Here is a 21,847-nt window from a genome sequence, read left to right on the forward strand (position 1 = left end):
CATAGCACGGCGGAAAAGGCAGCAGAAATTGTTTGCGCCACATTGTGATCGCCCACGCGATTACACCCGGCGGCGCGTGGCCGTATCCATCCACACCGCCAGCAGTAAAATCGCCCCTTTAACGATGTACTGCCAGAAGGTCGGTACGTCCATCATGCTCATGCCGTTATCCAGAGACGCCATGATGAAGGCGCCCATCACCGCGCCGGCCACCGAACCGACGCCGCCCGCCAGGCTGGTGCCGCCAATCACGCAGGCAGCGATGGCATCCAGTTCGGCAATATTGCCCGCCGAGGGCGAGCCAGCACCAAGACGTGAGCTGAGGATCAGGCCGGCGATAGCCACCATGACACCGTTGATGGCGAACACCGCCAGCTTGGTGCGCGCCACGTTGATGCCCGACAGGCGCGCTGCATCAATGTTGCCGCCGATGGCGTAAATCCGTCGTCCGAAGGCGGTGCGCGTGGCCATAAACATGCCGCCGAGCAGCAGCAGTGCCAGCAGCAGGACCGGTGTCGGCACGCCGCGGTAATCGTTCAGTAACCAGATGGCACCCAGCACCAGAACAGCGGTAATCGCCTGGCGTGCCACCGTGCCGCTGGCGGCCGGTTGTGATAACCCCAGCTGCTGGCGACGCAGCCGCCGCCGCCATTGCCAGAGAATAAACAGTGCCAGACCGGCGAAGCCGAAGCCAAAGCCGACGCCGCCGGGCAAATAGCTTTGCCCGATCTGCGACATCGCCGGCGTCGTTGGCGCAACGGTGGTGCCATCGGTAATACCAACCAGAATGCCGCGAAACGCCAGCATGCCCGCCAGCGTGACGATGAACGAGGGCACCTTACGGTACGCGACCCACCAGCCATTCCAGGTGCCCAGCAACAGGCCAAGCACCAGCGTTACCACGATGGTCAGCGGCAGCGGCCAGCCGAGCCAAACGTCAAAGATGGCCGCGGCACCGCCCAGCAGGCCCATCATCGAACCGACGGAAAGGTCGATCTCCGCCGAGATAATGACAAACACCATGCCCACCGCGAGGATGCCGGTGATGGCGGTCTGGCGCAGCAGGTTAGAGACGTTGCGTGGGCTAAGCCAGGCACCGTCGGTGGTCCAGGTGAAGAACAGAGCGATAAGCACAATCGCTCCCAGCATCACCAGCACCTGCAGATTGAAGCGCGGAAACTTGCCCGGCGCTGGCTTGCCCGGGGTACCGGACAGGCTCTGGCTACTTTCAGTTTTAAGCATAATGTTCGCTCCGCAGGGCAGCTTCCATGACCTGCTCCTGAGTCAGGTTGTCGTTAATCAGATCGGCTTTGATTTGCCCTTCGTGCATCACCAATACGCGGTCACTCAGACCCAGCACTTCAGGCAGTTCGGAGGAGATAACAATCACCGCGATGCCCTGCTGCACCAGCGCGTTAATCAGCAGATAGATCTCCTGGCGAGCGCCGACGTCGATGCCGCGCGTCGGTTCGTCCAGAATCAAAATGCGCGGATTGAGCAGCAGGCATTTGGCGAGGATCGCTTTTTGCTGATTGCCCCCGCTGAGTCGGCCAATCGCCAGCTCGGGTGAGGAGGTTTTGACACGCAGACGGCGGATAGCATCGTTGATCGCCTGCTGCTCCTGGGCTTCATCCAGCGTGGAGAAGCGATGGCTGTATTGATCCAGCGCGGCCAGCGTGATGTTTTTCCCCACGCCCATCAGTGGCACGATGCCATCTTTTTTCCGGTCCTCCGGCACCATGGCGATGCCGTGCGCAATCGCTGCCCGGCAATCGTCGATCTTCACCTGCTGGCCATCAATCCAGATTTCGCCCTGCCAGCGACCGGGCCAGACACCAAACAGGCACTGGACCGTTTCGGTGCGTCCTGCGCCCACCAGCCCGGCAATACCGAGAATTTCGCCGCGCTTCAGGCTGAACGACACATTATTGACGCGGCGCACGTGGCGGTTGACCGGATGCCAGGCGGTAAGGTTTTCCACTTTCAGCACCGTTTCGCCGATCTCGTGCGGCTGGTGCGGATAGAGCGCGGTGAGCTCGCGGCCCACCATCATCGTGATGATGTCATCTTCACTCAGCCCGGCTGCTGGCCGCGTGGCGATGTGCTGACCATCGCGGATCACACAGATGGTGTCCGAAATCGCTTTGACCTCATTAAGCTTGTGGGAGATGTAGATGCAGGCAATACCGTGCTCGCGCAGGTTAGTGATAATCCCAAGCAGCACTTCGGTTTCCTGTTCGGTGAGCGACGAGGTCGGCTCATCAAGGATTAGCAATCGCACCTGCTTATTCAGCGCCCGCGCGATCTCTACCAGCTGCTGCTGGCCGAGGCCGAGCTCGCCAACCTTAGTGGCAGGCGAAACGTTAAGTTTGACCCGCTCCAGCAGCTGCTGGCAGCGCAGCGTCATGGTTTCATCATCGACCATACCGAAGCGACCCAGCTCGGCACCGAGGAAAATGTTCTCCATGACCGTAAGCTGCCGCACCAGCGCCAGCTCCTGATGAATAATCACAATGCCTTTGCGCTCGGTGTCGCGAATGGTTTGCGCCTCGATGCGATCGCCGGCAAAGCGAATTTCGCCGTCAAATTCGCCGTGCGGGTAAAGCCCGCACAGCACTTTCATCAGCGTCGATTTGCCCGAGCCGTTCTCACCGCACAGCGACATGACTTCACCGGCTTCGAGCCGCAGGCTGACGGCGTCCAGCGCTTTCACCGCGCCGAAGCGCTTGGTGATGTTGTTCATTTCCAGCAGCATCGATCTGCTCCTTCGCGTTTCAGGCGCTTAGAGTTCGCTCTGTTTATGGAAGCCGTCTTTCACTACGGTGCTTTCGATGTTGTCTTTGTTGACCGGAATCGGCTTCAGCAGGCGCGACGGCACCTCTTTCAGGCCATTATTCAGCTTGCTGTTGCTGGCGGGCGTTTTGCCATCGCCCAGTTCCACCGCAATTTTTGCCGCTTCGGTGGCGAGTTCGGTGATGGGTTTGTACACCGTCATGGTTTGCGTGCCGTTCATGATGCGTTTGATGGCGGCGAGATCGGCATCCTGACCGGAAATGGCGACTTTGCCCGCCAGTCCCTGCGCGCTCAGCGCCTGAATGGCCCCACCGGCGGTGGCATCGTTGGAGGCAACGACGGCATCAATGTGGTTGCTGTTAGCGGTCAGCGCGTTTTCCATGATTTTCAGCGCATTCTCTGGCAGCCAGGCATCAACCCACTGATCGCCCACCACTTTGATGCTGCCGTTATCGATGTAAGGTTTTAACACTTTCATCTGGCCGGCACGGAACAGACGCGCGTTATTATCCACCGGCGATCCGCCCATCAAAAAGTAGTTCCCTTTAGGTACCTGTTTAACCAGACTTTCGGCCTGCAGTTCGCCGACTTTTTCATTATCAAACGAGATATAAAAATCGATGTCGGCATTATTAATCATGCGGTCATAAGCGAGAACTTTAATGCCTTCGCGTTTCGCTTCGGCCACCACATTACTCAATACCTGACCGTTATAAGGAATGATGACCAGCACATCGACACCGCGGTTGATCATATTTTCAATCTGCGAGATTTGCGTCTCTTCATTGCCGTTGGCCGACTGGACAAATACTTTGGCCCCAGACTTTTCCGCCTGGCTGACAAAAATGTCCCGGTCTTTCTGCCAGCGTTCCAGACGTAAATCATCGATCGCCATACCGATTTTCACTTCTTTCGCCAGCCCGGCGTGGCTGAACAGGGCCAGTGCAGCGCTGAGGGCTAACAGCGTGTGTCTCATTTTCATCATGGTCATCCTGTAGGTTGAGGCTATTGTCGTTGTAAGGCTATGAACCAGGGCGGATGAATTGTTGCCCCGCGACGTGAACAACATCAATTACTGATTTTTATCCTGCTATTACGTTTTTTTGTTTATTTGTGATTCTTTGAGCGCGATCGAAATTTTACGCGGCCATATGTTAAATCTTGCAGCGGCGCTGCGCGCCGGTACGCGATGTAATTAAATACATGGATTTGCGAGCTGCCGCACAAATAATAATTATCTTAAGTTCAGTGTGAAATATCGTAATTGAGCTGAACGCTTACGCCTCCGCAAAATAACGCTTCACTGCTGACCATTCGGGTCTGATGCTAAGGAGCACAACATGCACGCTTATTTCGACCAGCTTGAGCGCGTTGGTTATGAAGGGGCCAATACCACTAACGCACTGGCGTTTCGTCATTACAATCCGCAGGAAGTGATTCTGGGTAAAACCATGGCGGAACACCTGCGTTTTGCCGCCTGTTACTGGCACACGTTCTGCTGGAACGGGGCGGATATGTTCGGCGTGGGGGCCTTTGATCGCCCGTGGCAGAAAAATGGCGATGCGCTGCAGCTGGCGAAGCTCAAAGCGGATGTCGCGTTCGAGTTCTTTTACAAACTCAACGTGCCTTATTACTGCTTCCATGATGTCGATGTGTCACCGGAAGGTGATTCGCTGCGCAGCTACCGGGAAAACCTGGCGGTAATGACCGATAAGCTGCTGGAAAAACAGCAGGAAACCGGCGTCAGATTGCTGTGGGGCACCGCGAACTGCTTTACGCATCCCCGCTATGCGGCCGGCGCGGCGACCAGCCCGGATCCGGAAATTTTCGCCTGGGCAGCCAGCCAGGTGTGCAGCGCGATGCAGGCGACGCAGACGCTGGGCGGTGAAAACTATGTGCTATGGGGCGGACGCGAAGGATACGAGACGCTGCTGAATACCGATTTGCGGCAGGAGCGCGAGCAGATCGGGCGCTTCATGCAGATGGTGGTGGAGCACAAGCATAAAATCGGTTTCCAGGGGATGTTGCTGATTGAGCCGAAGCCACAGGAACCGACTAAACACCAGTACGATTTTGATGTCGCGACGGTCTACGGTTTCCTCCGGCAGTTTGGCCTGGAAAAAGAGATCAAAGTGAATGTGGAAGCCAACCATGCCACGCTGGCGGGTCACTCTTTCCATCATGAAATTGCGACGGCGATTGCACTGGGCATCTTCGGTTCGGTCGATGCCAACCGCGGTGACAGCCAGTGCGGCTGGGATACCGACCAGTTCCCGAACAGCGTCGAAGAAAACGCGCTGGTGATGTACGAAATCCTCAAAGCGGGCGGGTTCACCACCGGCGGCTTAAACTTTGATGCCAAAGTACGACGCCAGAGCACCGACAAATATGATCTGTTTTATGGCCACATCGGCGCGATGGATACCATGGCGCTGGCGCTGAAAGTGGCGGCACGTATGGTGAGCGATGGTGAGCTGGATAAGCGCGTGGCGCAGCGCTATAGCGGCTGGAATGGTGAGTTCGGCCAGCAAATTCTGAAAGGTGAGTTTTCTCTTGCCTCGCTGGCGGCGCATGCTCAGCAACAGCAACTCAATCCGCAGCATCGCAGCGGACGCCAGGAGCAGCTGGAAAATCTGGTGAATCACTATCTGTATAATTTCTAATCCATCGGGAGCGAAGCATGGTTATCGGGATCGATTTAGGCACCTCCGGCGTCAAAGTGGCGCTGCTGGATGCGCACGGCCAGGTTCAGGCAACGGCCAGCGCGCCGCTGCAGGTGACGCGTCCGCAGCCGCTATGGAGCGAACAGGATCCCGAAAGCTGGTGGCAGGCCACCGATAGTGCCATGCAGGCGCTGGCGCAGCAGCACGATTTACGCCACGTCAGCGCCATCGGTTTTAGCGGCCAGATGCACGGCGCGACGCTGCTGGACGCCGCGCATCAGGTGCTGCGTCCGGCGATATTGTGGAACGACGGGCGCAGTAGCGCGCAGTGTCACGAGCTGGAGCAGCGCGTGCCGTCGTCGCGTCAGATTACCGGCAACCTGATGATGCCGGGTTTTACCGCGCCCAAATTGTTGTGGGTGCAGCAGCATGAACCGGCGATATTTGCGCAGGTAGCAAAAGTGCTGCTGCCGAAAGATTATCTGCGCTGGCGGATGAGCGGCGATTTCGCCACCGATATGTCAGATGCGGCCGGAACGATGTGGCTGGATGTGGCACAGCGCGACTGGAGCGATGCAATGCTGGCGGCGTGCGGGCTGAACCGCAGCCACATGCCGCAGTTGTTTGAAGGCAACCAGATTACCGGCACGCTGCTGGCGGAAATTGCGGCACGCTGGGGGATGGAGCCGGTGCCGCTGGTGGCCGGCGGCGGCGACAATGCGGCTGGCGCCGTCGGCGTTGGCATGGTTGAGCCAGGACAGGGCATGCTGTCGCTCGGCACCTCCGGCGTCTATTTTCTGGTGAGCGAAGGCTATCTCAGCAATCCGCAACGCGCCGTGCACAGTTTCTGTCATGCGCTGCCGCAGCGCTGGCATCTGATGTCGGTGATGCTGAGTGCCGCCGCCTGTCTGGACTGGGCCGCTGCGCTGACCGGCTGTGATGATGTGCCGCACCTGCTGGCCGAAGCTGAACGCGCCAGCGCGCAGGCCACGCCTGTGTGGTTTTTGCCTTACCTTTCCGGCGAGCGCACGCCGCACAATAATCCGCAGGCACAGGGGGCTTTCTTTGGCCTGACGCACCAGCACGGCCGGCCGGAACTGGCGCGCGCGGTGCTGGAAGGTGTGGGCTTTGCGCTGGCGGAAGGCATGGATGCGGTGCATGAGTGTGGCGTACTGCCCAACACGGTGATGCTGATTGGCGGCGGTGCGCGCAGCGCGTACTGGCGGCAGATGCTGGCGGACATCAGCGGACTGACGCTGGATTATTGTCACGGCGGCGAGGTGGGGCCGGCGCTCGGTGCCGCACGTCTGGCGCAGCTGGCAGTGGAACCGGCCAGCGAATGGCCGGCACCGGCGTTAGTGCAGCGCCATCAGCCGGACGCCGCGCAGCATCAGGCTTATCAGCCGCGCCGTGCGCGCTTTGCGCAGCTATACCAGCAGTTGTTACCACTGATGTCCTGATTTGGCTGACGCATGGCCGGATGAGGTCGCAAGGCGTGAACAGAGTCGGGTATGATGGGAAGAATCGCTGAAGATACGTGGCCGGATTTGGCTGCGCATCTTCGCCCATCGTTACCCTTCATCGCCTGAGGAACCCACCATGCCGCAGCCCGTCTATTTTCTTGTCCTGCCGGGCGTCATGGCGCTCGACCTCACCGGGCCGGCAGAGACGCTGCAGCTGGCGGGCGGACATTTTGCGCTGCACTACATCGGCCCGCAGGCGAGCGTCACCTGCTCGACCGGCATGACCATTGCTGATATTGCACCGCTGCCCGCCACGCTACCCGATAACAGTCTGCTGATTGTGCCCGGCGTGTTCGATTCCCGCATCTGGTTCGATACCGGGGCTGCCGGGCAGGCGCGCGACTGGCTGCGCCAGCAACGCAGCGCGATTCATACGCGGCGCATTACCCTCGTGTGTATTTGCTCCGGCGCGCTGCTCTCCGCGCAGGCTGGTCTGCTGGATGGCGTACAGTGCACCACGCACCATGATGTGTTGCCGCGCCTGAAAGCCGCCGCGCCGGCTGCGCTGGTGAAAGACAACCGTGTGTTTGTGGAAGATGCCGGCATCTGGACCAGCGCGGGGATTACTGCGGGTATCGATCTGGCGCTGCACCTGATCAACCGTCTGTGCGGCGCGCGGCAGGCGCTGACGGTGGCGCGGGAGATGGTGGTGTGGTTCCGCCGCTCGGGTGACGATCCGCAACTGTCGCCATGGCTGCGTTATCGTAATCATCTGCATCCGGCGATTCATCGCGCGCAGGACGCGATGATTGCACATCCGGAACATGACTGGTCGCTGGGCGCGCTGGCCGAACGTGCCCACGTCAGCGAGCGCCATCTGACGCGCCTGTTTCGCCAGCATCTGGGTATCAGCGTGCGGGAATATCACGAGCAGCTGCGGCTGGTGATTGCGCGCCAGCGCCAGCAGCAGGGGGAAGCGGCGGAAAAAGCGGCGCTGGCCGCCGGCTTCTCCTCGGCACGCCAGCTGCGCCGCGCCCGGCAGCGCTGGGACGATCAGCTCACCAGATGATACTTGTCCACGCGTTTCAGCAACATCGCCAGCAGCAGACTGCCCAGCAGGGTTACGCCAAAGACCCACGGCAGATCGAGCCACGGCCGCGACATATCGTCGTAATGATGGGTACGCAGATAGTGAATGAACAGCGCATGGAAACCATAAATCGGCAGCGAATAGCGTGAAATGGTTGCCAGCAGCGGCAGCGGCCGGTGGTTCAGCACATTTTTAAACAGCACCAGCAGGCTTATCGCCGCGATAAACACCAGTGGGCCACAGTAAAGATACCAGGTGTCATTAAACGCGCCGTTAATCTTCAGCATCTGTCTGGTGCCGAGCGCGATACCGATGACGCAGGCGATAAAACTCAGCCCGGCCAGCCAGCTGATGCCGCGCCTGTCGGTATCCATCACGCCAATCGCCCGTCCAAGCAGCGCGTACAGCAGGTAGTAAATCGAGTCGCCGCTGACATACAGATTGACCGGCAGCCAGTGGAACGGCCCCAGCGACTGGCTGACGGTGTTCGGATTGGCGATCACCGCGAGGACCAGCACCAGCAGCGCCACATAGCGCGGCGGCACGTTTTTCACCTGAATCAGCGGAGACAGCAGGTAGATGCCGATAATGGCGAAGAAGAACCACAGATGGTAGAACACCGGCTTCTGCAACAGCTTGAGCAGTGAGCGGCCTTCGCTGATTGGCGTCAGCCAGGTGATGTAGGCCAGCGCGACGGCGCTGTAGAACAGCAGGCACAGCACAATGCGCAGCAGATGGCGGCCCTGCGCGCTGCGTTCGCCAAAGAACAGATAACCGGAAATCATGAAGAACAGCGGCACGCAGACGCGCGAAGCCGAGTTAAGCAGATTGGCGACGTCCCAACTGGGTCCGGTGACAGCCATCGGTCCGGTGATGTACCAGGTGGTGGTGTGAATGACGATCACCATCAGACAGGCGACCGCGCGTAAGTTATCAATCCAGCAGATTTTTTGCGACATGGCTTCCTCGTGCGTACTCCGTGCGAAGAAGGGTAGCCAGTGCACAGCGGGCCAACAACCCCCGCAGCCTGGATTTCGGAGCTCTCTGTTAACCGCCGCACAACCGTGGCCGCCTGCGCCAGGATTTCCGGCTGCACAATGCGCGGTCAAAGGGTATACTGTCGCACTCTTTTTAAATCCACCCGTATCGCGTGCGAATTCAACATGCAAAAGTTTGATACCAAGACCTTTCAGGGCCTGATCCTGACCTTGCAGGATTACTGGGCGCGTCAGGGCTGCACCATCGTCCAGCCGCTGGACATGGAAGTGGGCGCTGGCACTTCTCACCCTATGACTTGCCTGCGTGCTCTCGGGCCAGAGCCAATGGCGAGCGCCTACGTGCAGCCATCGCGCCGTCCCACCGATGGCCGCTACGGTGAAAACCCGAACCGTTTACAGCACTACTACCAGTTCCAGGTGGTGATTAAGCCGAACCCGGACAACCTTCAGGAGCTGTACCTCGGATCGCTGAAAGAGCTCGGTATCGACCCTGGCGTGCATGACATTCGCTTCGTCGAAGATAACTGGGAAAACCCGACGCTGGGTGCCTGGGGTCTCGGCTGGGAAGTGTGGCTGAACGGCATGGAAGTCACGCAGTTCACCTACTTCCAGCAGGTCGGCGGCCTGGAGTGTAAGCCGGTGACCGGCGAGATCACCTACGGTCTGGAGCGCCTGGCGATGTACATCCAGGGCGTGGACAGCGTGTACGATCTCACCTGGAGCGACGGCGCGTTCGGCAAAACTACCTACGGTGACGTGTTCCACCAGAACGAAGTGGAGCAGTCGACCTACAACTTTGAGTACGCCGACGTCGATTTCCTGTTCAGCTGCTTCGAGCAGTATGAAAAAGAGGCACAGCAGCTGCTGGCGCTGGAGAAACCGCTGCCGCTGCCGGCTTATGAGCGCATTCTCAAAGCCGCGCACAGCTTCAACCTGCTTGATGCGCGCAAGGCGATCTCGGTCACCGAGCGCCAGCGCTATATCCTGCGTATCCGCACCCTGACGAAAGCCGTGGCGGAAGCCTATTATGCCTCCCGCGAGGCGCTCGGCTTCCCTATGTGCAACCGTAATAAGTAAGAGGCAGCCATGACCGATAAAACTTTCCTGGTGGAAATTGGCACCGAAGAGTTGCCTCCGAAAGCCCTGCGCAGCCTGGCAGAAGCCTTTGCTGCGCACTTTACCGCTGAGCTCGACAGCGCCGGTCTGGCGCATGGCGACGTCAGCTGGTTTGCGGCACCGCGTCGTCTGGCGCTGAAGGTGGCACAGCTGGCGGCCGCACAGCCCGATCGCGAAGTAGAAAAGCGCGGCCCGGCCGTCGCTGCGGCATTTGATGCCGAAGGCAAGCCGACTAAAGCGGCAGAAGGCTGGGCACGTGGCAACGGCATCACCGTAGAGCAGGCTGAGCGTCTCAGCACTGACAAAGGCGAGTGGCTGGTGCATCGTGCTGCGGTAAAAGGCGAAAGCGCGCAGGCGCTGCTGCCGGCGATGGTCGCGACCGCGCTGAGCAAGCTGCCGATTCCAAAACTGATGCGCTGGGGCGCCAGCGACGTGCAGTTCGTGCGTCCGGTGCACACCGTGACGCTGCTGCTGGGTGATGAGCTGATTCCGGCCACCATCCTCGGTATTCAGTCCGATCGCGTCATTCGCGGCCACCGCTTCATGGGCGAGCCGGAGTTGACGCTGGATAATGCCGATCAATATCCGCAGCTGCTGCAGGAGCGCGGTAAAGTGATCGCCGATTACGCCACGCGTAAAGCCAAAATCAAAGCCGATGCCGAAGCCGCCGCGCAGCAGCTGGGCGGTAAAGCCGACCTGAGCGACAGCCTGCTGGAAGAGGTGGCTTCGCTGGTGGAGTGGCCGGTGGTGCTGACGGCGAAGTTTGAAGAGAAGTTCCTCGCGGTACCGGCTGAAGCGCTGGTGTACACCATGAAAGGGGATCAGAAGTACTTCCCGGTTTACGCGGAAGATGGCCAGCTGCTGCCCAACTTCATCTTCGTCACCAACATTGAATCGCGCGATCCGCAGCAGATCATTGCCGGTAATGAAAAAGTGGTGCGTCCGCGTCTGGCCGATGCCGAGTTCTTCTTCAACACCGACCGCAAAAAGCGTCTGGAAGATAACCTGCCGCGTCTGGAAACCGTGCTGTTCCAGAAAGAGCTGGGTACGCTGCGTGACAAAACCGACCGTATTCAGGCGCTGGCCGGCTGGATTGCCGCGCAGATTGGCGCTGATGTCAATCACGCCACGCGCGCTGGCCTGCTGTCGAAGTGCGACCTGATGACCAATATGGTGTTCGAGTTCACCGACACCCAGGGTGTGATGGGCATGCACTACGCGCGCCACGATGGTGAAGCGGAAGATGTGGCAGTTGCACTTAACGAGCAGTACCAGCCGCGTTTCGCCGGTGACGATCTGCCGTCCAGCCCGGTGGCCTGCGCCGTGGCGATTGCCGATAAAATGGATACCCTGGCCGGTATCTTCGGCATCGGACAGCATCCGAAAGGCGATAAAGACCCGTTTGCGCTGCGTCGTGCCGCGCTGGGCGTGCTGCGTATCATCGTTGAGAAGAACCTGCCGCTCGATCTGCAAACCCTGACGGAAGAAGCGGTGCGCCTGTACGGCAGCAAGCTGAGCAACGCCAACGTGGTTGATGATGTCATCGACTTCATGCTGGGTCGTTTCCGCGCCTGGTATCAGGAAGAGGGCCACAGCGTTGACACCATTCAGGCGGTGCTGGCGCGTCGTCCAACCCGTCCGGCCGATTTCGATGCACGTATGAAGGCGGTTTCGCACTTCCGTACGCTGGAAGCGGCTTCGGCGCTGGCGGCGGCTAACAAGCGCGTGTCGAATATCCTGGCGAAAGCCACCGAAACCCTGAACGACAGCGTGCAGGCGTCCCTGCTGAAAGAGAACGCTGAAATTCAGCTGGCGACCTTTGTCACCGCGCTGGGCGACAAACTGCAGCCGTACTTTGCGGAAGGCCGCTATCAGGATGCTCTGGTTGAGCTGGCGCAGCTGCGCGAAGCGGTGGATAACTTCTTCGATAACGTTATGGTGAATGCCGATGACGACGCGGTGCGTGTCAATCGCCTGACGCTGCTGGCGCAATTGCGCGAGCTGTTCCTGCAGGTGGCGGACATTTCGCTGCTGCAGTAAGCGATGGGCAGAAGTGAACCGAAGGGACGAGCAATCGTCCCTTTTTTTGTTTCAGGCGGCAGAAGAGGTGAACAGGCGCGCGTCGCGCAGCAGGTGATCGTTACCGCGACGGCGGGTAAAGCCGCTGCGGTCAAAGAATTCCAGAATCTGCACCGCGACTTTGCGACCGGTACCCAGCTGGTTGCGGAAGTCGGCGGCGCTGGTGCTGCCTCCGGCGGCCGCGCGCTGACGAATCAGATCGGCGAAGATCTGGATCTGCGCGCTGCGGTAGTAGCGATCGCGCACGATCGCTGTGATATGTCCGAGACGCGCCGCGGTGAGCAATAAACCGCGAATCTGCTCTTCATCCTGCTGCAGCGCATCGGCAATGTCGCGCACCCACAGCGGCTGGTCGCTGAACAGCGGCTCGACCTGCTGCCACAGCGTGGCTTCCTGTGGATTAAAGCGCGGCGCGAAGTCGGGCAGGTGCAGCCAGCCCTGTTTCTGCCGCAGCTCGCCTTGTGCCAGCATCTGGTCGATTAATCCCGGCACCAGCGGTGCCGGCGCATGCGGCAGCGCCACACGGCGCAGGTGATCGTGGCCGATGCCCGGCAGCTCCGGATGCTGCTGGTGGAAGGCGCTCAGCGCTTCCCGTAAACGCTGCTGCCAGGCGCTGGCCATGGTGTCGCTCATCAGGCTGGTCCCCAGCCGCACCGGATCCAGTGGAAGCAGCAGCGCGTCGAGCGCCGGCGCAGTGAGCTGACGCGCCCAGCCGAGCTCGTCATACGCGGCCGGTTGATACGCCAGATGCGCCTGCAGGCTGGCGCTGTCATCGCGCGCCGCGGCCAGCTGCTGTAGCCACTGCAGATAGTCCGGCTGGCGTTTACCGCGCTTTTTGCTGTCGCACAGCAGTACGCGTCCGCCGCCCAGCGTGTGCTGCGCATTGCTGTCGCGAATAATTATCCGATCGTTTTCCGCCAGCCACAGCGGCTGGCTGAGCACCAGTTCAGCCACATCGTCCGTGAGCTGCGTTAAGCGGCCGGTGACGTGGCTGGCCGCGTGATGCAGATGCACCGGCTGTGAGGCCGTTTTCAGCGGTTGCAGCAGGCTCAGTGCAACGATCAGCCGCTGCGTGCCGGCGGGACGTGGCTGCGCCAGCAGCCAGTCGCCGCGCGTAATCTGTGCTTTCTCTACGTCACCGACGATATTCAGCGCGATGCGCTCGCCCGCCTGGGCGCGCGTCACCGGCTGGTTCTGCGCATGCAGCGCCCGCACGCGCAGCGGCAGGTTCAGGCTGCTGAGCCACAGCGTGTCGCCCACCCTGACTTCACCGCTCAGCGCGGTGCCGGTGACCACCAGCCCGGTGCCTTTCAGCGTGAAAGCGCGGTCGATGGCGAGGCGGAAACGGCGACCAGGCTCAAACGCCGGTGCGTTCAGGCTGCTGAGGTGCTGGCGCAGCGTTTCAATGCCCTGCTGCGTATGGCTGCTGGTAACAAACTGCGCTGCCGCTGGCCAGCCGAGCTGCTGCGTGAGCTGCGCGACCTGCTGCTGCACCTCCGCGATGCGTGCGGCGTCAACGCGGTCGGCTTTGGTCAGCGCCACGCTCAGCGGCGGCTGTCCGGCGAGGCTCAGCAGCTGTAAATGCTCACGCGTCTGCGGCATCACGCCATCGTCACAGGCCACCACCAGCAGCGCATGATGGATGCCGCCGATGCCGGCCAGCATGTTGGCGAGAAATTTTTCATGGCCAGGCACATCAATGAAGCCCAGCGTGCGGCCATCGGGCTGCGGCCAGTAGGCATAACCGAGATCGATGGTCATGCCGCGCCGTTTCTCTTCCGGCAGGCGATCGGCATCAATACCGGTCAGGGCCTGCAACAGCGCAGTTTTACCGTGATCTACATGTCCGGCCGTGGCAATAATCATGGTACTAAGGTCCGTATCAGGGCGGCTTCGTCATCAAGGCAGCGTAAATCCAGCCACAGTTTGCCCTCCTGCAGGCGACCAATCACCGGGCGTGCCAGCTGGCGCCAGCGCTGCGCCAGGGCGTTGAGCTGGCTGCCGTGACCGTCGCGTGGCGTGAAGGTGATAGCAAAGCTGGGCAGACGTTCGACCGGCAGCGAACCGCTGCCAATTTGCGAGGAACAGGCGGCGATCGCCAGCGAAAAATCGGCGCTGAAGGCGTGCTCCAGCGCCGGCATCAGACGTTCAGCCTGTTGCAGAATATCGTGCGCGCTGCGCGTCAGCAGGCGCAGTGTTGGCAGCGCCTCGTGCAGGGTTTCCGGCTGACGGTAGAGCTGCAGCGTGGCTTCCAGTGCCGCCAGCGTCATTTTATCGACGCGCAGTGCGCGCTTCAGCGGATGCTGTTGCAGCTGGTCAATCAGCGCTTTTTTGCCGACGATAATCCCGGCCTGCGGGCCACCCAGCAGTTTGTCACCGGAGAAACTCACCAGGCTCACGCCGGCCGCAATCAGCTGCTGCGGCATCGGTTCAGGCGGCAATCCGTACGCCGTCATATCCACCAGCGAACCGCTGCCGAGATCGCTGATCACCGGCAGGCCGTGCGCGTCGCCTAACTGCACCAGCTCGGCTTCAGACACGGCATGGGTAAAGCCCTGAATCTGGTAATTACTGGTATGTACCTTCATCAGCAGGCCGCTACCCTCGCCGATGGCGCCGCGATAATCCTTCAGATGGGTGCGATTGGTGGTACCGACTTCGATAAGACGGCAGCCTGCCTGGCGCATCACGTCAGGGATACGGAATGCGCCGCCGATCTCCACCAGTTCGCCGCGCGACATAATCACGTCGCGGCCCGCTGCCAGGCTGGCCAGCATCAGCAGCACCGCAGCGGCGTTGTTATTGACGACACAGGCAGCTTCGGCGCCGGTTAGCTCGCACAGCAGTGCGCTGACTGCGCGATCGCGATGGCCGCGCGCCGCGTCGTCCAGCGCATACTCCAGCGTTACCGGCTGGCGCAAGCAGGCGCTGACCGCCGCGATTGCGCGATCGCTGAGCTGCGCGCGCCCCAGATTGGTGTGCAGCACGGTGCCGGTCAGGTTAAACACCGGGCGCAGCGCGCTTTGCTGCTGCTGCTGCGCGCGGCGCAGCGCTTCATCCGGCCAGCTGGCGTGCCAGTGCGGTAACGATTGATGTTGCTGAATGTGGTCGCGCGCCTCCTGCTGCATGCCGCGCAGCTGACGCGTGATAAAGGCGGTACCGGATTGTGCCAGCAGCGGCTGCAGCGCCGGATCGCGCAGCAGGCTGTCGATGGCAGGGAGCTGACTGTAGAGGGCTTTCATCACATCACTTAGTGGGTGGGCGGAACCGTACGGGCAAAGCTTTCCCGCTCGAACAGCGTTTCTGCCAGTTTAACCAGCGCCGGGCGATTGACGCACCAGTTGGGCAGCACGCGGCGAAAATTGAGATAGCCCAGGGTGCAGCCGGTAGCGATATCGGCGAGGTTGAGCGTGCCGCTGTTGAGCAACTCGCCCTGTGCGGCGGCGGTTTCCAGCGCGTCGAGGCCGCGCGCGATTTTCTCGCGATTACGTAGCAGCACCTCTTCCGATTGCCGATCGCCGGGACGCATCTGTTCGCGCACGATCATCACCGCCGCATCATTGATGCCGTCGGCCAGCTTCTCCAGCTGGCGGATCTGCAGGGCGCGCAGTGCGTCGTCGGGCAGCAGGGCAGGCGCATCGCCACGCAGCTCAATCACCTGAGCAATAATTGAGGAGTCAAACCAGGTCAGCTGCTGGTCATCAATGAAGGCCGGCACTTTACCCAGCGGATTGTACTGCGGGACGTGGCTGTCAGGCTCCCACGGAGAGTGGTTGACGAATTCAAACACCAGGCCCTTTTCCAGCAGGATCACTGAGATTTTGCGCACAAACGGGCTGGTATAGCTGCCAATCAGTTTCATCAGATGTCTCCGTTGCGATAAATGCCAGGCTCCACATTGTAGCGGCGCGATTTATCGCGCAGGGTTTGATGGTGCAAAACCGCGCGATAAATCGCGCCGCTACAAATCGCAGAATGAGTAAATTTACTGCATCAATCCCCGGGAAACATAAACGGATTCAGGCTGCTGCGCGCGAATCCTTCCTGCTCCATGCGGGCATCCAGCACCAGCGAGGCGAGATCGTCGGCCACCGGTTCCAGCGCCGGATCTTTCTCCTGGTATAGCATCTTCAGGTAGGTACCGCAGTCGCCACAGCTTTCGGCTTTCACGGCGGCCTGCTCGCTGTCCAGCGACCAGTAATGCAGATCGCGCGTTTGCTCGCAGTTCGAGCACTTGCTGCGCACCACGTACCACTCGCTTTCGCACAGATTACAGTGCAGATAGCGCAGACCCTGCTGGCCAACGTCCATGTGCACCACGCTGGCGACCGGCACACTGGCACACACCGGGCAGAACTGACGGTGCTCGCCATATTCGGCCCGCGCTTTGCCGGGGATCATCGCCGCCATCTGCGCCCAGTAAATTGACAGCGCCGCCCAGATGAACGGGGCTTTATCACTGCTGACCTGGGCGAATTCGCCTTCCAGCAGCGCGCTGGCAAGGGTTTCCAGCTCGGTGGACGAGGCCTTCTCCAGATTCTCCAGCACCGCCAGCGCCTGGCCGCTCATCTCTGGCTTCAGCTCGGCGATCAGCGAATGCAGCAGCCGCTGCCAGTGCACATCGCGCGGGTAAGTGTGGATATCCAGCGGCGGTTTGCCCTGCTGCGCGCTCTCGGCCAGCCGCTGATGCAGATCGATCTGCAGCGGATGGTCATACAGCACGATTTCCTGGGCCTGCGCGATCACCGCGGCAAAACGCAGGTAGTCGCCCAGCGGATTTTTCGCCGCCAGATCACGCAACCGCGCCGCACGGCGGCTGTAGAGATTTTTCAGCCGGGGGAAAAGTAACGGCGGAACTTGCTCCGCCGTGTTCTTTTCGCTCTTCTCCAGCTGCTCCTGCGGGATGATGCGAATACTCATCAGGGACGTTTTTCCTGTTGTGTTTGGCGTTGGCGCTGCTCGCGATACCAGCGTGGGTGATGTTTCTTCGCCCACGCGGCCGGTACCCAGCCCTCAACCATGGCGGTAATGGTGCCTTTCACCCACAGGGCGGCATAAATATGCACCATAATCGTCATGATCAGTGCCACAGCCGAGACCGAATGCACCACCAGCGCGGCGCGAATCAGCGGAATGGTGAAGTACCCGGCGAACCAGGGGCGCCAGATGACAATTCCGCTCGCCAGTAGCAAGACTAAGCTGATGATAGCAGCCCAGAACACACACTTCTGCCCGAAGTTGTATTTCCCGGTATCGCCCACCTCTTCATTACGCACGATTTTGCGGATATTTTTCGCCCATACCAGATCTTCGCGCTGGATAAGATTGTGCTTCCAGTAGCGTAAGAACATGATAATAAAGGCTGCAAACATCACCACGCCGACGAACGGGTGCAGGATACGCGCCAGCTGCGGCGTGCCGAGCACGTGCATCAGCCAGTTAAACGACGGGAAAAAGAAACCCAGTCCGCTGAGCGCGGCAAACACAAAACAGAACGCGACAATCCAGTGATTGATGCGTTCCGGCGCGCTGTAGCGCACCAGACGATCGCGCTTTTTCATCATTCGCGCTCCTCTTTTTCATGCAGGTTTTCGTCGTCGTCCTCTTCCACCCGGTTCGGACCGACGCCAACGTAGTGGAACACCGCGGCGGCGAAGGTGGCGGCAAAGCCGATAGCAGCCAGCGGTTTCCAGACGCCTTTCCAGAAGGTGACCGCCGGGCTGATGCTCGGGTTGGCCGGCAGGCCGTGATACAGCTGCGGTTTGTCGGCGTGGTGCAGCACGTACATGACGTGCGTGCCGCCGACGCCAGCCGGATCGTACAGCCCGGCGTTGGCATAGCCGCGCGTGTTCAGCTCGGCGACGCGATCGGCAGCCAGCTGCTGCATATCGCTTTTGCTGCCGAAGTGAATCGCCCCGGTCGGACAGGTTTTCACGCACGCCGGTTCCTGACCGACGTTAACGCGATCGACGCACAGCGTGCATTTATACACGCGGTTGTCGTCTTTATTCAGCCGCGGCACGTCAAACGGACAGCCGGCGATGCAGTAGCCGCAGCCAATGCACTGTTCCGACTGAAAATCGACGATCCCGTTTGCGTACTGAATAATCGCGCCTTCTGACGGGCAGGCTTTCAGGCAGCCGGGATCGGCGCAGTGCATGCAGCCATCCTTGCGGATCAGCCACTCCAGCTTGCCGTTCTCCTCGACCTCCGAGAAACGCATCACTGTCCAGGATTTGGCGGTCAAATCCGCCGGGTTGTCATACACCCCGACGTTGTGACCGACCTCGTCGCGGATGTCGTTCCACTCTGAACACGCGACCTGACACGCCTTACAGCCGATGCAGGTGGTGACGTCGATCAGTTTCGCCACTTCCTGCTGATGGTCACGCGCCTGCGGGGCAGGCGTGAAACCATTGGTGGCGGAGCGGCGGATAATGTCTTGCGATTGATAAGCCATCTTCGTTCTCCGTTACACCTTCTCGACGTTAACCAGGAACGCCTTAAACTCCGGCGTTTGCGTGTTGGCGTCACCGACAAATGGCGTCAGGGTGTTGGCGATGAAGCCTTTTTTCGCCACGCCCTGATAGCCCCAGTGAATCGGGATGCCAATGGTATCGACAGTTTTGCCATCGACGTTGAGCGGACGCAGGCGCTTGGTGACCACCGCTTTGGCTTTGATATAGCCGCGGTTGGAGCTCACTTTCACCGTATCGCCCTGGACGATGCCGAGCTTGTTCGCCAGCTTCTCGCCAATCTCCACAAACTGTTCCGGCTGCGCGATGGCGTTAAGCAACGCGTGTTTGGTCCAGTAGTGGAAATGCTCGGTCAGACGATACGTGGTGCCGACATACGGGAACTGCTCCGCTTTGCCCATCGCCGCCAGATCGTCTTTGAACACGCGCGCGGCCGGGTTGGAGACCACGTCAGGATGCAGCGGGTTGGTGCCGAGCGGCGTTTCAAACGGCTCGTAGTGCTCCGGGAACGGTCCTTCTGCCATTTTGTCGATGGCAAACAGGCGGCCCATGCCTTCCGGCTGCATGATAAACGGCCCGACGTTACTGCCCGGCGCGGCCGTGCTGTAGTCCGGAATATCCATACCGCCCCACTTGCTGCCATCCCATTTGAGGATCTGGCGTTTCGGATCCCACGGGTTGCCCTGCGGGTCGGCGGAGGCGCGGTTATACAGGATGCGGCGGTTCAGCGGCCACGCCCAGCTCCAGTTCAGCGTATTACCCAGCCCGCTCGGATCGGTGTTATCGCGGCGCGCCATCTGGTTACCGTCCGGTGTCCAGCTACCGGCGAAAATCCAGCAGCCGCTGCTGGTGCTGCCGTCATCTTTCAGATGGGCAAAAGTGCTGAGCTGCTGGCCTTTTTTCACCAGCAGCGTGCCTTTGTCATCGTAGATGTCCGCCAGCGCCTTGCCGTTGCTCTCCATCGCCACCTCTTCCGAGGCCGGATTGTCGGGCGTCAGGTAGTTCCAGGTCATGTTCAGCACCGGCTCTGGCTGTGCACCGCCTTCGCGCGCATACATCTCACGCAGACGCAGATAGATACCGGAGAGAATTTCACCGTCGTTGAGCGCTTCGCCCGGCGCATCCTGACCTTTCCAGTGCCACTGCAGCCAGCGGCCGGAGTTGACGATTGAGCCGTTCTCCTCGGCAAAGCAGGTCGACGGCAGACGGAACACTTCGGTCTGAATCTGCGCCGGATCGACATCGTTAAACTCGCCGTGGTTTTGCCAGAAGGTCGAAGTTTCGGTGTTGAGCGGGTCGATGGTGACGAGGAACTTCAGCTTCGACAGCGAATCAATCACTTTGCGCTTGTTCGGGAACGACGCCACCGGGTTAAAGCCCTGGCACAGATAGCCGTTGACCTTGCCCTGCGACATCATCTCGAAGTACTGCAGCACGTCGTAGCCTTTGTCCCACTTCGGCAGCCAGTCAAAGCCCCAGCTGTTCTCCGCCTGCGCTTTATCGCCAAAGAAGGCTTTCATCATGCTGACGAAGAATTTCGGGTAGTTGCCCCAGTAATTCACCTGGCCCGGCAGCGTCGGCTTCGGCGTGTTTGCCGCCAGATAGCTGGTGAGATCGGTCTGTTTTTCTGACGGCAGCGTCATATAGCCCGGCAGGCTTTGCGACAGCAGGCCGAGATCGGTCAGACCCTGAATATTGGAGTGTCCGCGCAGCGCATTGACGCCGCCGCCGGCCATCCCCATATTGCCCAGCAGCAGCTGAATCATCGCCATGGTGCGAATGTTCTGCGCCCCGACCGAGTGCTGTGTCCAGCCCAGTGCATACAGGAACGAGGTGGTGCGGTCGCGCGCGCTGGTTTCACCAATCAGCTCACAGACGTGCAGGAAATCCGCCTTTGGCGTGCCGCAGATGCGCTCGACCATTTCCGGCGTATAACGGCTGACGTGCTGCTTCAGCAGATTCCAGACGCAGCGCGGATGGCTCAGGCTGTCATCGCGTTTGGCAAAGCCGTCGTCGCCCAGCTCGTAGTTCCAGCTGGTTTTGTCATATTTGCGATTGGCTTCGTCGTAGCCGCTGAACAGGCCATCGTCGAAATGGTAATCCTCCCGCACAATCAGGCTGGCATTGGTATACGCCTGCACATATTCATGCTGGATTTTGTCATTCTGCAGCAGCCACAGCAGCACACCCGACAGGAAGGCAATGTCGGTGCCGGGGCGGATAGGCGTGTAAAAGTCTGCCACCGATGCCGTGCGCGTGAAGCGCGGATCGATAACAATCAGTTTGGCTTTGTTGTGAATTTTGGCTTCCATCGCCCAGCGGAAACCGACCGGATGCGCCTCAGCAGCGTTTCCGCCCATCACCACAACCAGATTGGCATTACGGATGTCGACCCAGTGGTTGGTCATCGCACCGCGACCAAATGTTGGAGCAAGACTTGCTACCGTTGGTCCGTGTCAGACGCGTGCCTGGTTGTCGACCGCCAGCATACCGAGCGATCGGGTAAATTTTTGCGTTAAGTAGCCGGTTTCGTTGCTGGAGGCCGAAGCGCACAGCATGCCGGTAGAGAGCCAGCGGTTTACCGTCACGCCGGCGGCGTTCTGCGCGATAAAGTTGGCGTCGCGATCGGCTTTCATCAGCTGCGCGATGCGCGTAAAGGCGTCATCCCAGCTGATGCGCTGCCATTTGTCGGAGCCTGGCGCACGGTATTCCGGATATTTCAGACGGCTGTCGCTGTGGACAAAATCAAGCAGGCCCGCGCCTTTCGGACAGAGCGCGCCGCGGCTCACCGGATGGTCCGGATCCCCTTCGATGTGGAAAATGGTCTCTTTGGCGTTTTTCGCGCCATCGCCGAGGCTGTACATTAACAGGCCACAGCCGACTGAGCAGTAAGTGCAGGTATTACGGGTTTCGCGGGCACGCAGCAACTTATACTGCCGTGTTTCCGCCAGCGCGGCTTCCGGCGTAAAGCCGAGCAGTGCTGCCGTGGTTCCTGCCATACCGCCAGCGCAGATCTTGAAGAATTTTCTTCGGCTGACGTTCATGGGTAATCCTTGAGTCGACATTGCTGTAATAATTTTTTTGCGCTGGATGGAGCCGGGGTTCAGAATGGCTCCACGCAGGATTGCGTCAAAAGCGACCTGATATTACCACTACTTTAATGTGGTTG

16 protein-coding genes are annotated in these 21,847 nt (G+C 60.1%); 5 read left to right on the forward strand and 11 right to left on the reverse strand.

Annotated features, from left to right (window positions below; all coding sequences use genetic code 11):
- Window positions 1-60: 60 nt before the first annotated feature.
- Genes xylH through xylF form a run of 3 tightly spaced genes read right to left on the reverse strand, consistent with a single transcriptional unit; the run spans window position 61 to window position 3,775 of the window.
- Entirely contained in the window at window positions 61-1,242 is a 1,182-nt protein-coding gene (gene xylH / locus AC6I7J_RS00400) for a xylose ABC transporter permease XylH (RefSeq protein WP_498006483.1), read from the reverse strand.
- Complete coding sequence (locus tag AC6I7J_RS00405) at window positions 1,235-2,755, reverse strand: xylose ABC transporter ATP-binding protein (protein ID WP_058758165.1); 1,521 nt, start codon at window positions 2,753-2,755, stop codon at window positions 1,235-1,237. The genes xylH and AC6I7J_RS00405 overlap by 8 nt, the downstream gene beginning before the upstream one ends.
- Window positions 2,756-2,782: 27 nt before the next feature.
- On the reverse strand, window positions 2,783-3,775 hold the full coding sequence (xylF, locus tag AC6I7J_RS00410; RefSeq protein WP_058758164.1) for a D-xylose ABC transporter substrate-binding protein: 993 nt from the start codon (window positions 3,773-3,775) through the stop codon (window positions 2,783-2,785).
- A 358-nt stretch (window positions 3,776-4,133) separates the two neighbouring features.
- Here xylF and xylA point away from each other — a divergent pair, with 358 nt between their 5' ends.
- From xylA to AC6I7J_RS00425, 3 genes are all read left to right on the forward strand, one after another.
- Entirely contained in the window at window positions 4,134-5,456 is a 1,323-nt protein-coding gene (gene xylA, locus AC6I7J_RS00415) for a xylose isomerase (RefSeq protein ID WP_498006484.1), read from the forward strand.
- A gap of 17 nt (window positions 5,457-5,473) precedes the next feature.
- The gene (gene xylB / locus AC6I7J_RS00420; RefSeq protein WP_282955052.1) at window positions 5,474-6,916 is read left to right on the forward strand and encodes a xylulokinase; all 1,443 of its coding nucleotides are present in this window, start codon (window positions 5,474-5,476) and stop codon (window positions 6,914-6,916) included.
- Window positions 6,917-7,055: 139 nt separating this feature from the next.
- Window positions 7,056-7,988: a GlxA family transcriptional regulator gene (locus AC6I7J_RS00425; protein WP_141496809.1), complete on the forward strand. Its 933-nt coding sequence runs from the start codon at window positions 7,056-7,058 to the stop codon at window positions 7,986-7,988.
- On the opposite strand, the gene AC6I7J_RS00430 is transcribed toward AC6I7J_RS00425, so the two are convergent.
- Window positions 7,973-8,968, reverse strand: a complete 996-nt coding sequence (locus tag AC6I7J_RS00430) for an acyltransferase (protein ID WP_059010230.1) — start codon at window positions 8,966-8,968, stop codon at window positions 7,973-7,975. The two genes, AC6I7J_RS00425 and AC6I7J_RS00430, sit on opposite strands and share 16 nt — an antisense overlap.
- A gap of 204 nt (window positions 8,969-9,172) precedes the next feature.
- On the opposite strand from AC6I7J_RS00430, the gene glyQ reads away from it, so the two are divergent.
- Together glyQ and glyS are read left to right on the forward strand one after the other, a co-directional pair.
- Window positions 9,173-10,084, forward strand: coding sequence for a glycine--tRNA ligase subunit alpha (gene glyQ, locus AC6I7J_RS00435; protein WP_021506863.1), 912 nt, complete (start codon window positions 9,173-9,175; stop codon window positions 10,082-10,084).
- Window positions 10,085-10,093: 9 nt separating this feature from the next.
- Window positions 10,094-12,163 (forward strand): glycine--tRNA ligase subunit beta, encoded by a 2,070-nt coding sequence (glyS, locus tag AC6I7J_RS00440; protein WP_498006485.1) that lies wholly within the window; start codon window positions 10,094-10,096, stop codon window positions 12,161-12,163.
- Between the two features lie 51 nt (window positions 12,164-12,214).
- Here the strand turns inward: glyS and selB are convergent, their stop codons facing one another.
- The 7 genes from selB to fdnG form a co-directional block, all read right to left on the reverse strand.
- On the reverse strand, window positions 12,215-14,068 hold the full coding sequence (selB, locus tag AC6I7J_RS00445) for a selenocysteine-specific translation elongation factor (protein WP_498006486.1): 1,854 nt from the start codon (window positions 14,066-14,068) through the stop codon (window positions 12,215-12,217).
- Window positions 14,065-15,444 carry an L-seryl-tRNA(Sec) selenium transferase gene (gene selA / locus AC6I7J_RS00450; protein WP_498001683.1) on the reverse strand — a complete coding sequence of 460 codons (1,380 nt, stop codon included), beginning with the start codon at window positions 15,442-15,444 and terminating at the stop codon, window positions 14,065-14,067. The genes selB and selA overlap by 4 nt, the downstream gene beginning before the upstream one ends.
- Window positions 15,445-15,452: 8 nt before the next feature.
- Window positions 15,453-16,064 carry a glutathione S-transferase gene (locus AC6I7J_RS00455; RefSeq protein WP_021506859.1) on the reverse strand — a complete coding sequence of 204 codons (612 nt, stop codon included), beginning with the start codon at window positions 16,062-16,064 and terminating at the stop codon, window positions 15,453-15,455.
- Between the two features lie 131 nt (window positions 16,065-16,195).
- Window positions 16,196-17,122 (reverse strand): formate dehydrogenase accessory protein FdhE, encoded by a 927-nt coding sequence (gene fdhE, locus AC6I7J_RS00460; protein WP_058770768.1) that lies wholly within the window; start codon window positions 17,120-17,122, stop codon window positions 16,196-16,198.
- On the reverse strand, window positions 17,122-17,763 hold the full coding sequence (fdoI, locus tag AC6I7J_RS00465; protein WP_125311334.1) for a formate dehydrogenase cytochrome b556 subunit: 642 nt from the start codon (window positions 17,761-17,763) through the stop codon (window positions 17,122-17,124). Before fdoI ends, fdhE begins: the two co-directional genes overlap by 1 nt.
- Window positions 17,763-18,662, reverse strand: coding sequence for a formate dehydrogenase subunit beta (gene fdxH / locus AC6I7J_RS00470; protein WP_021506856.1), 900 nt, complete (start codon window positions 18,660-18,662; stop codon window positions 17,763-17,765). Before fdxH ends, fdoI begins: the two co-directional genes overlap by 1 nt.
- Before the next feature lie 12 nt (window positions 18,663-18,674).
- Window positions 18,675-21,722 carry a formate dehydrogenase-N subunit alpha gene (gene fdnG, locus AC6I7J_RS00475; protein ID WP_498006487.1) on the reverse strand — a complete coding sequence of 1,016 codons (3,048 nt, stop codon included), beginning with the start codon at window positions 21,720-21,722 and terminating at the stop codon, window positions 18,675-18,677.
- Window positions 21,723-21,847: the final 125 nt, after the last annotated feature.

This window comes from Type-C symbiont of Plautia stali (assembly GCF_059730935.1).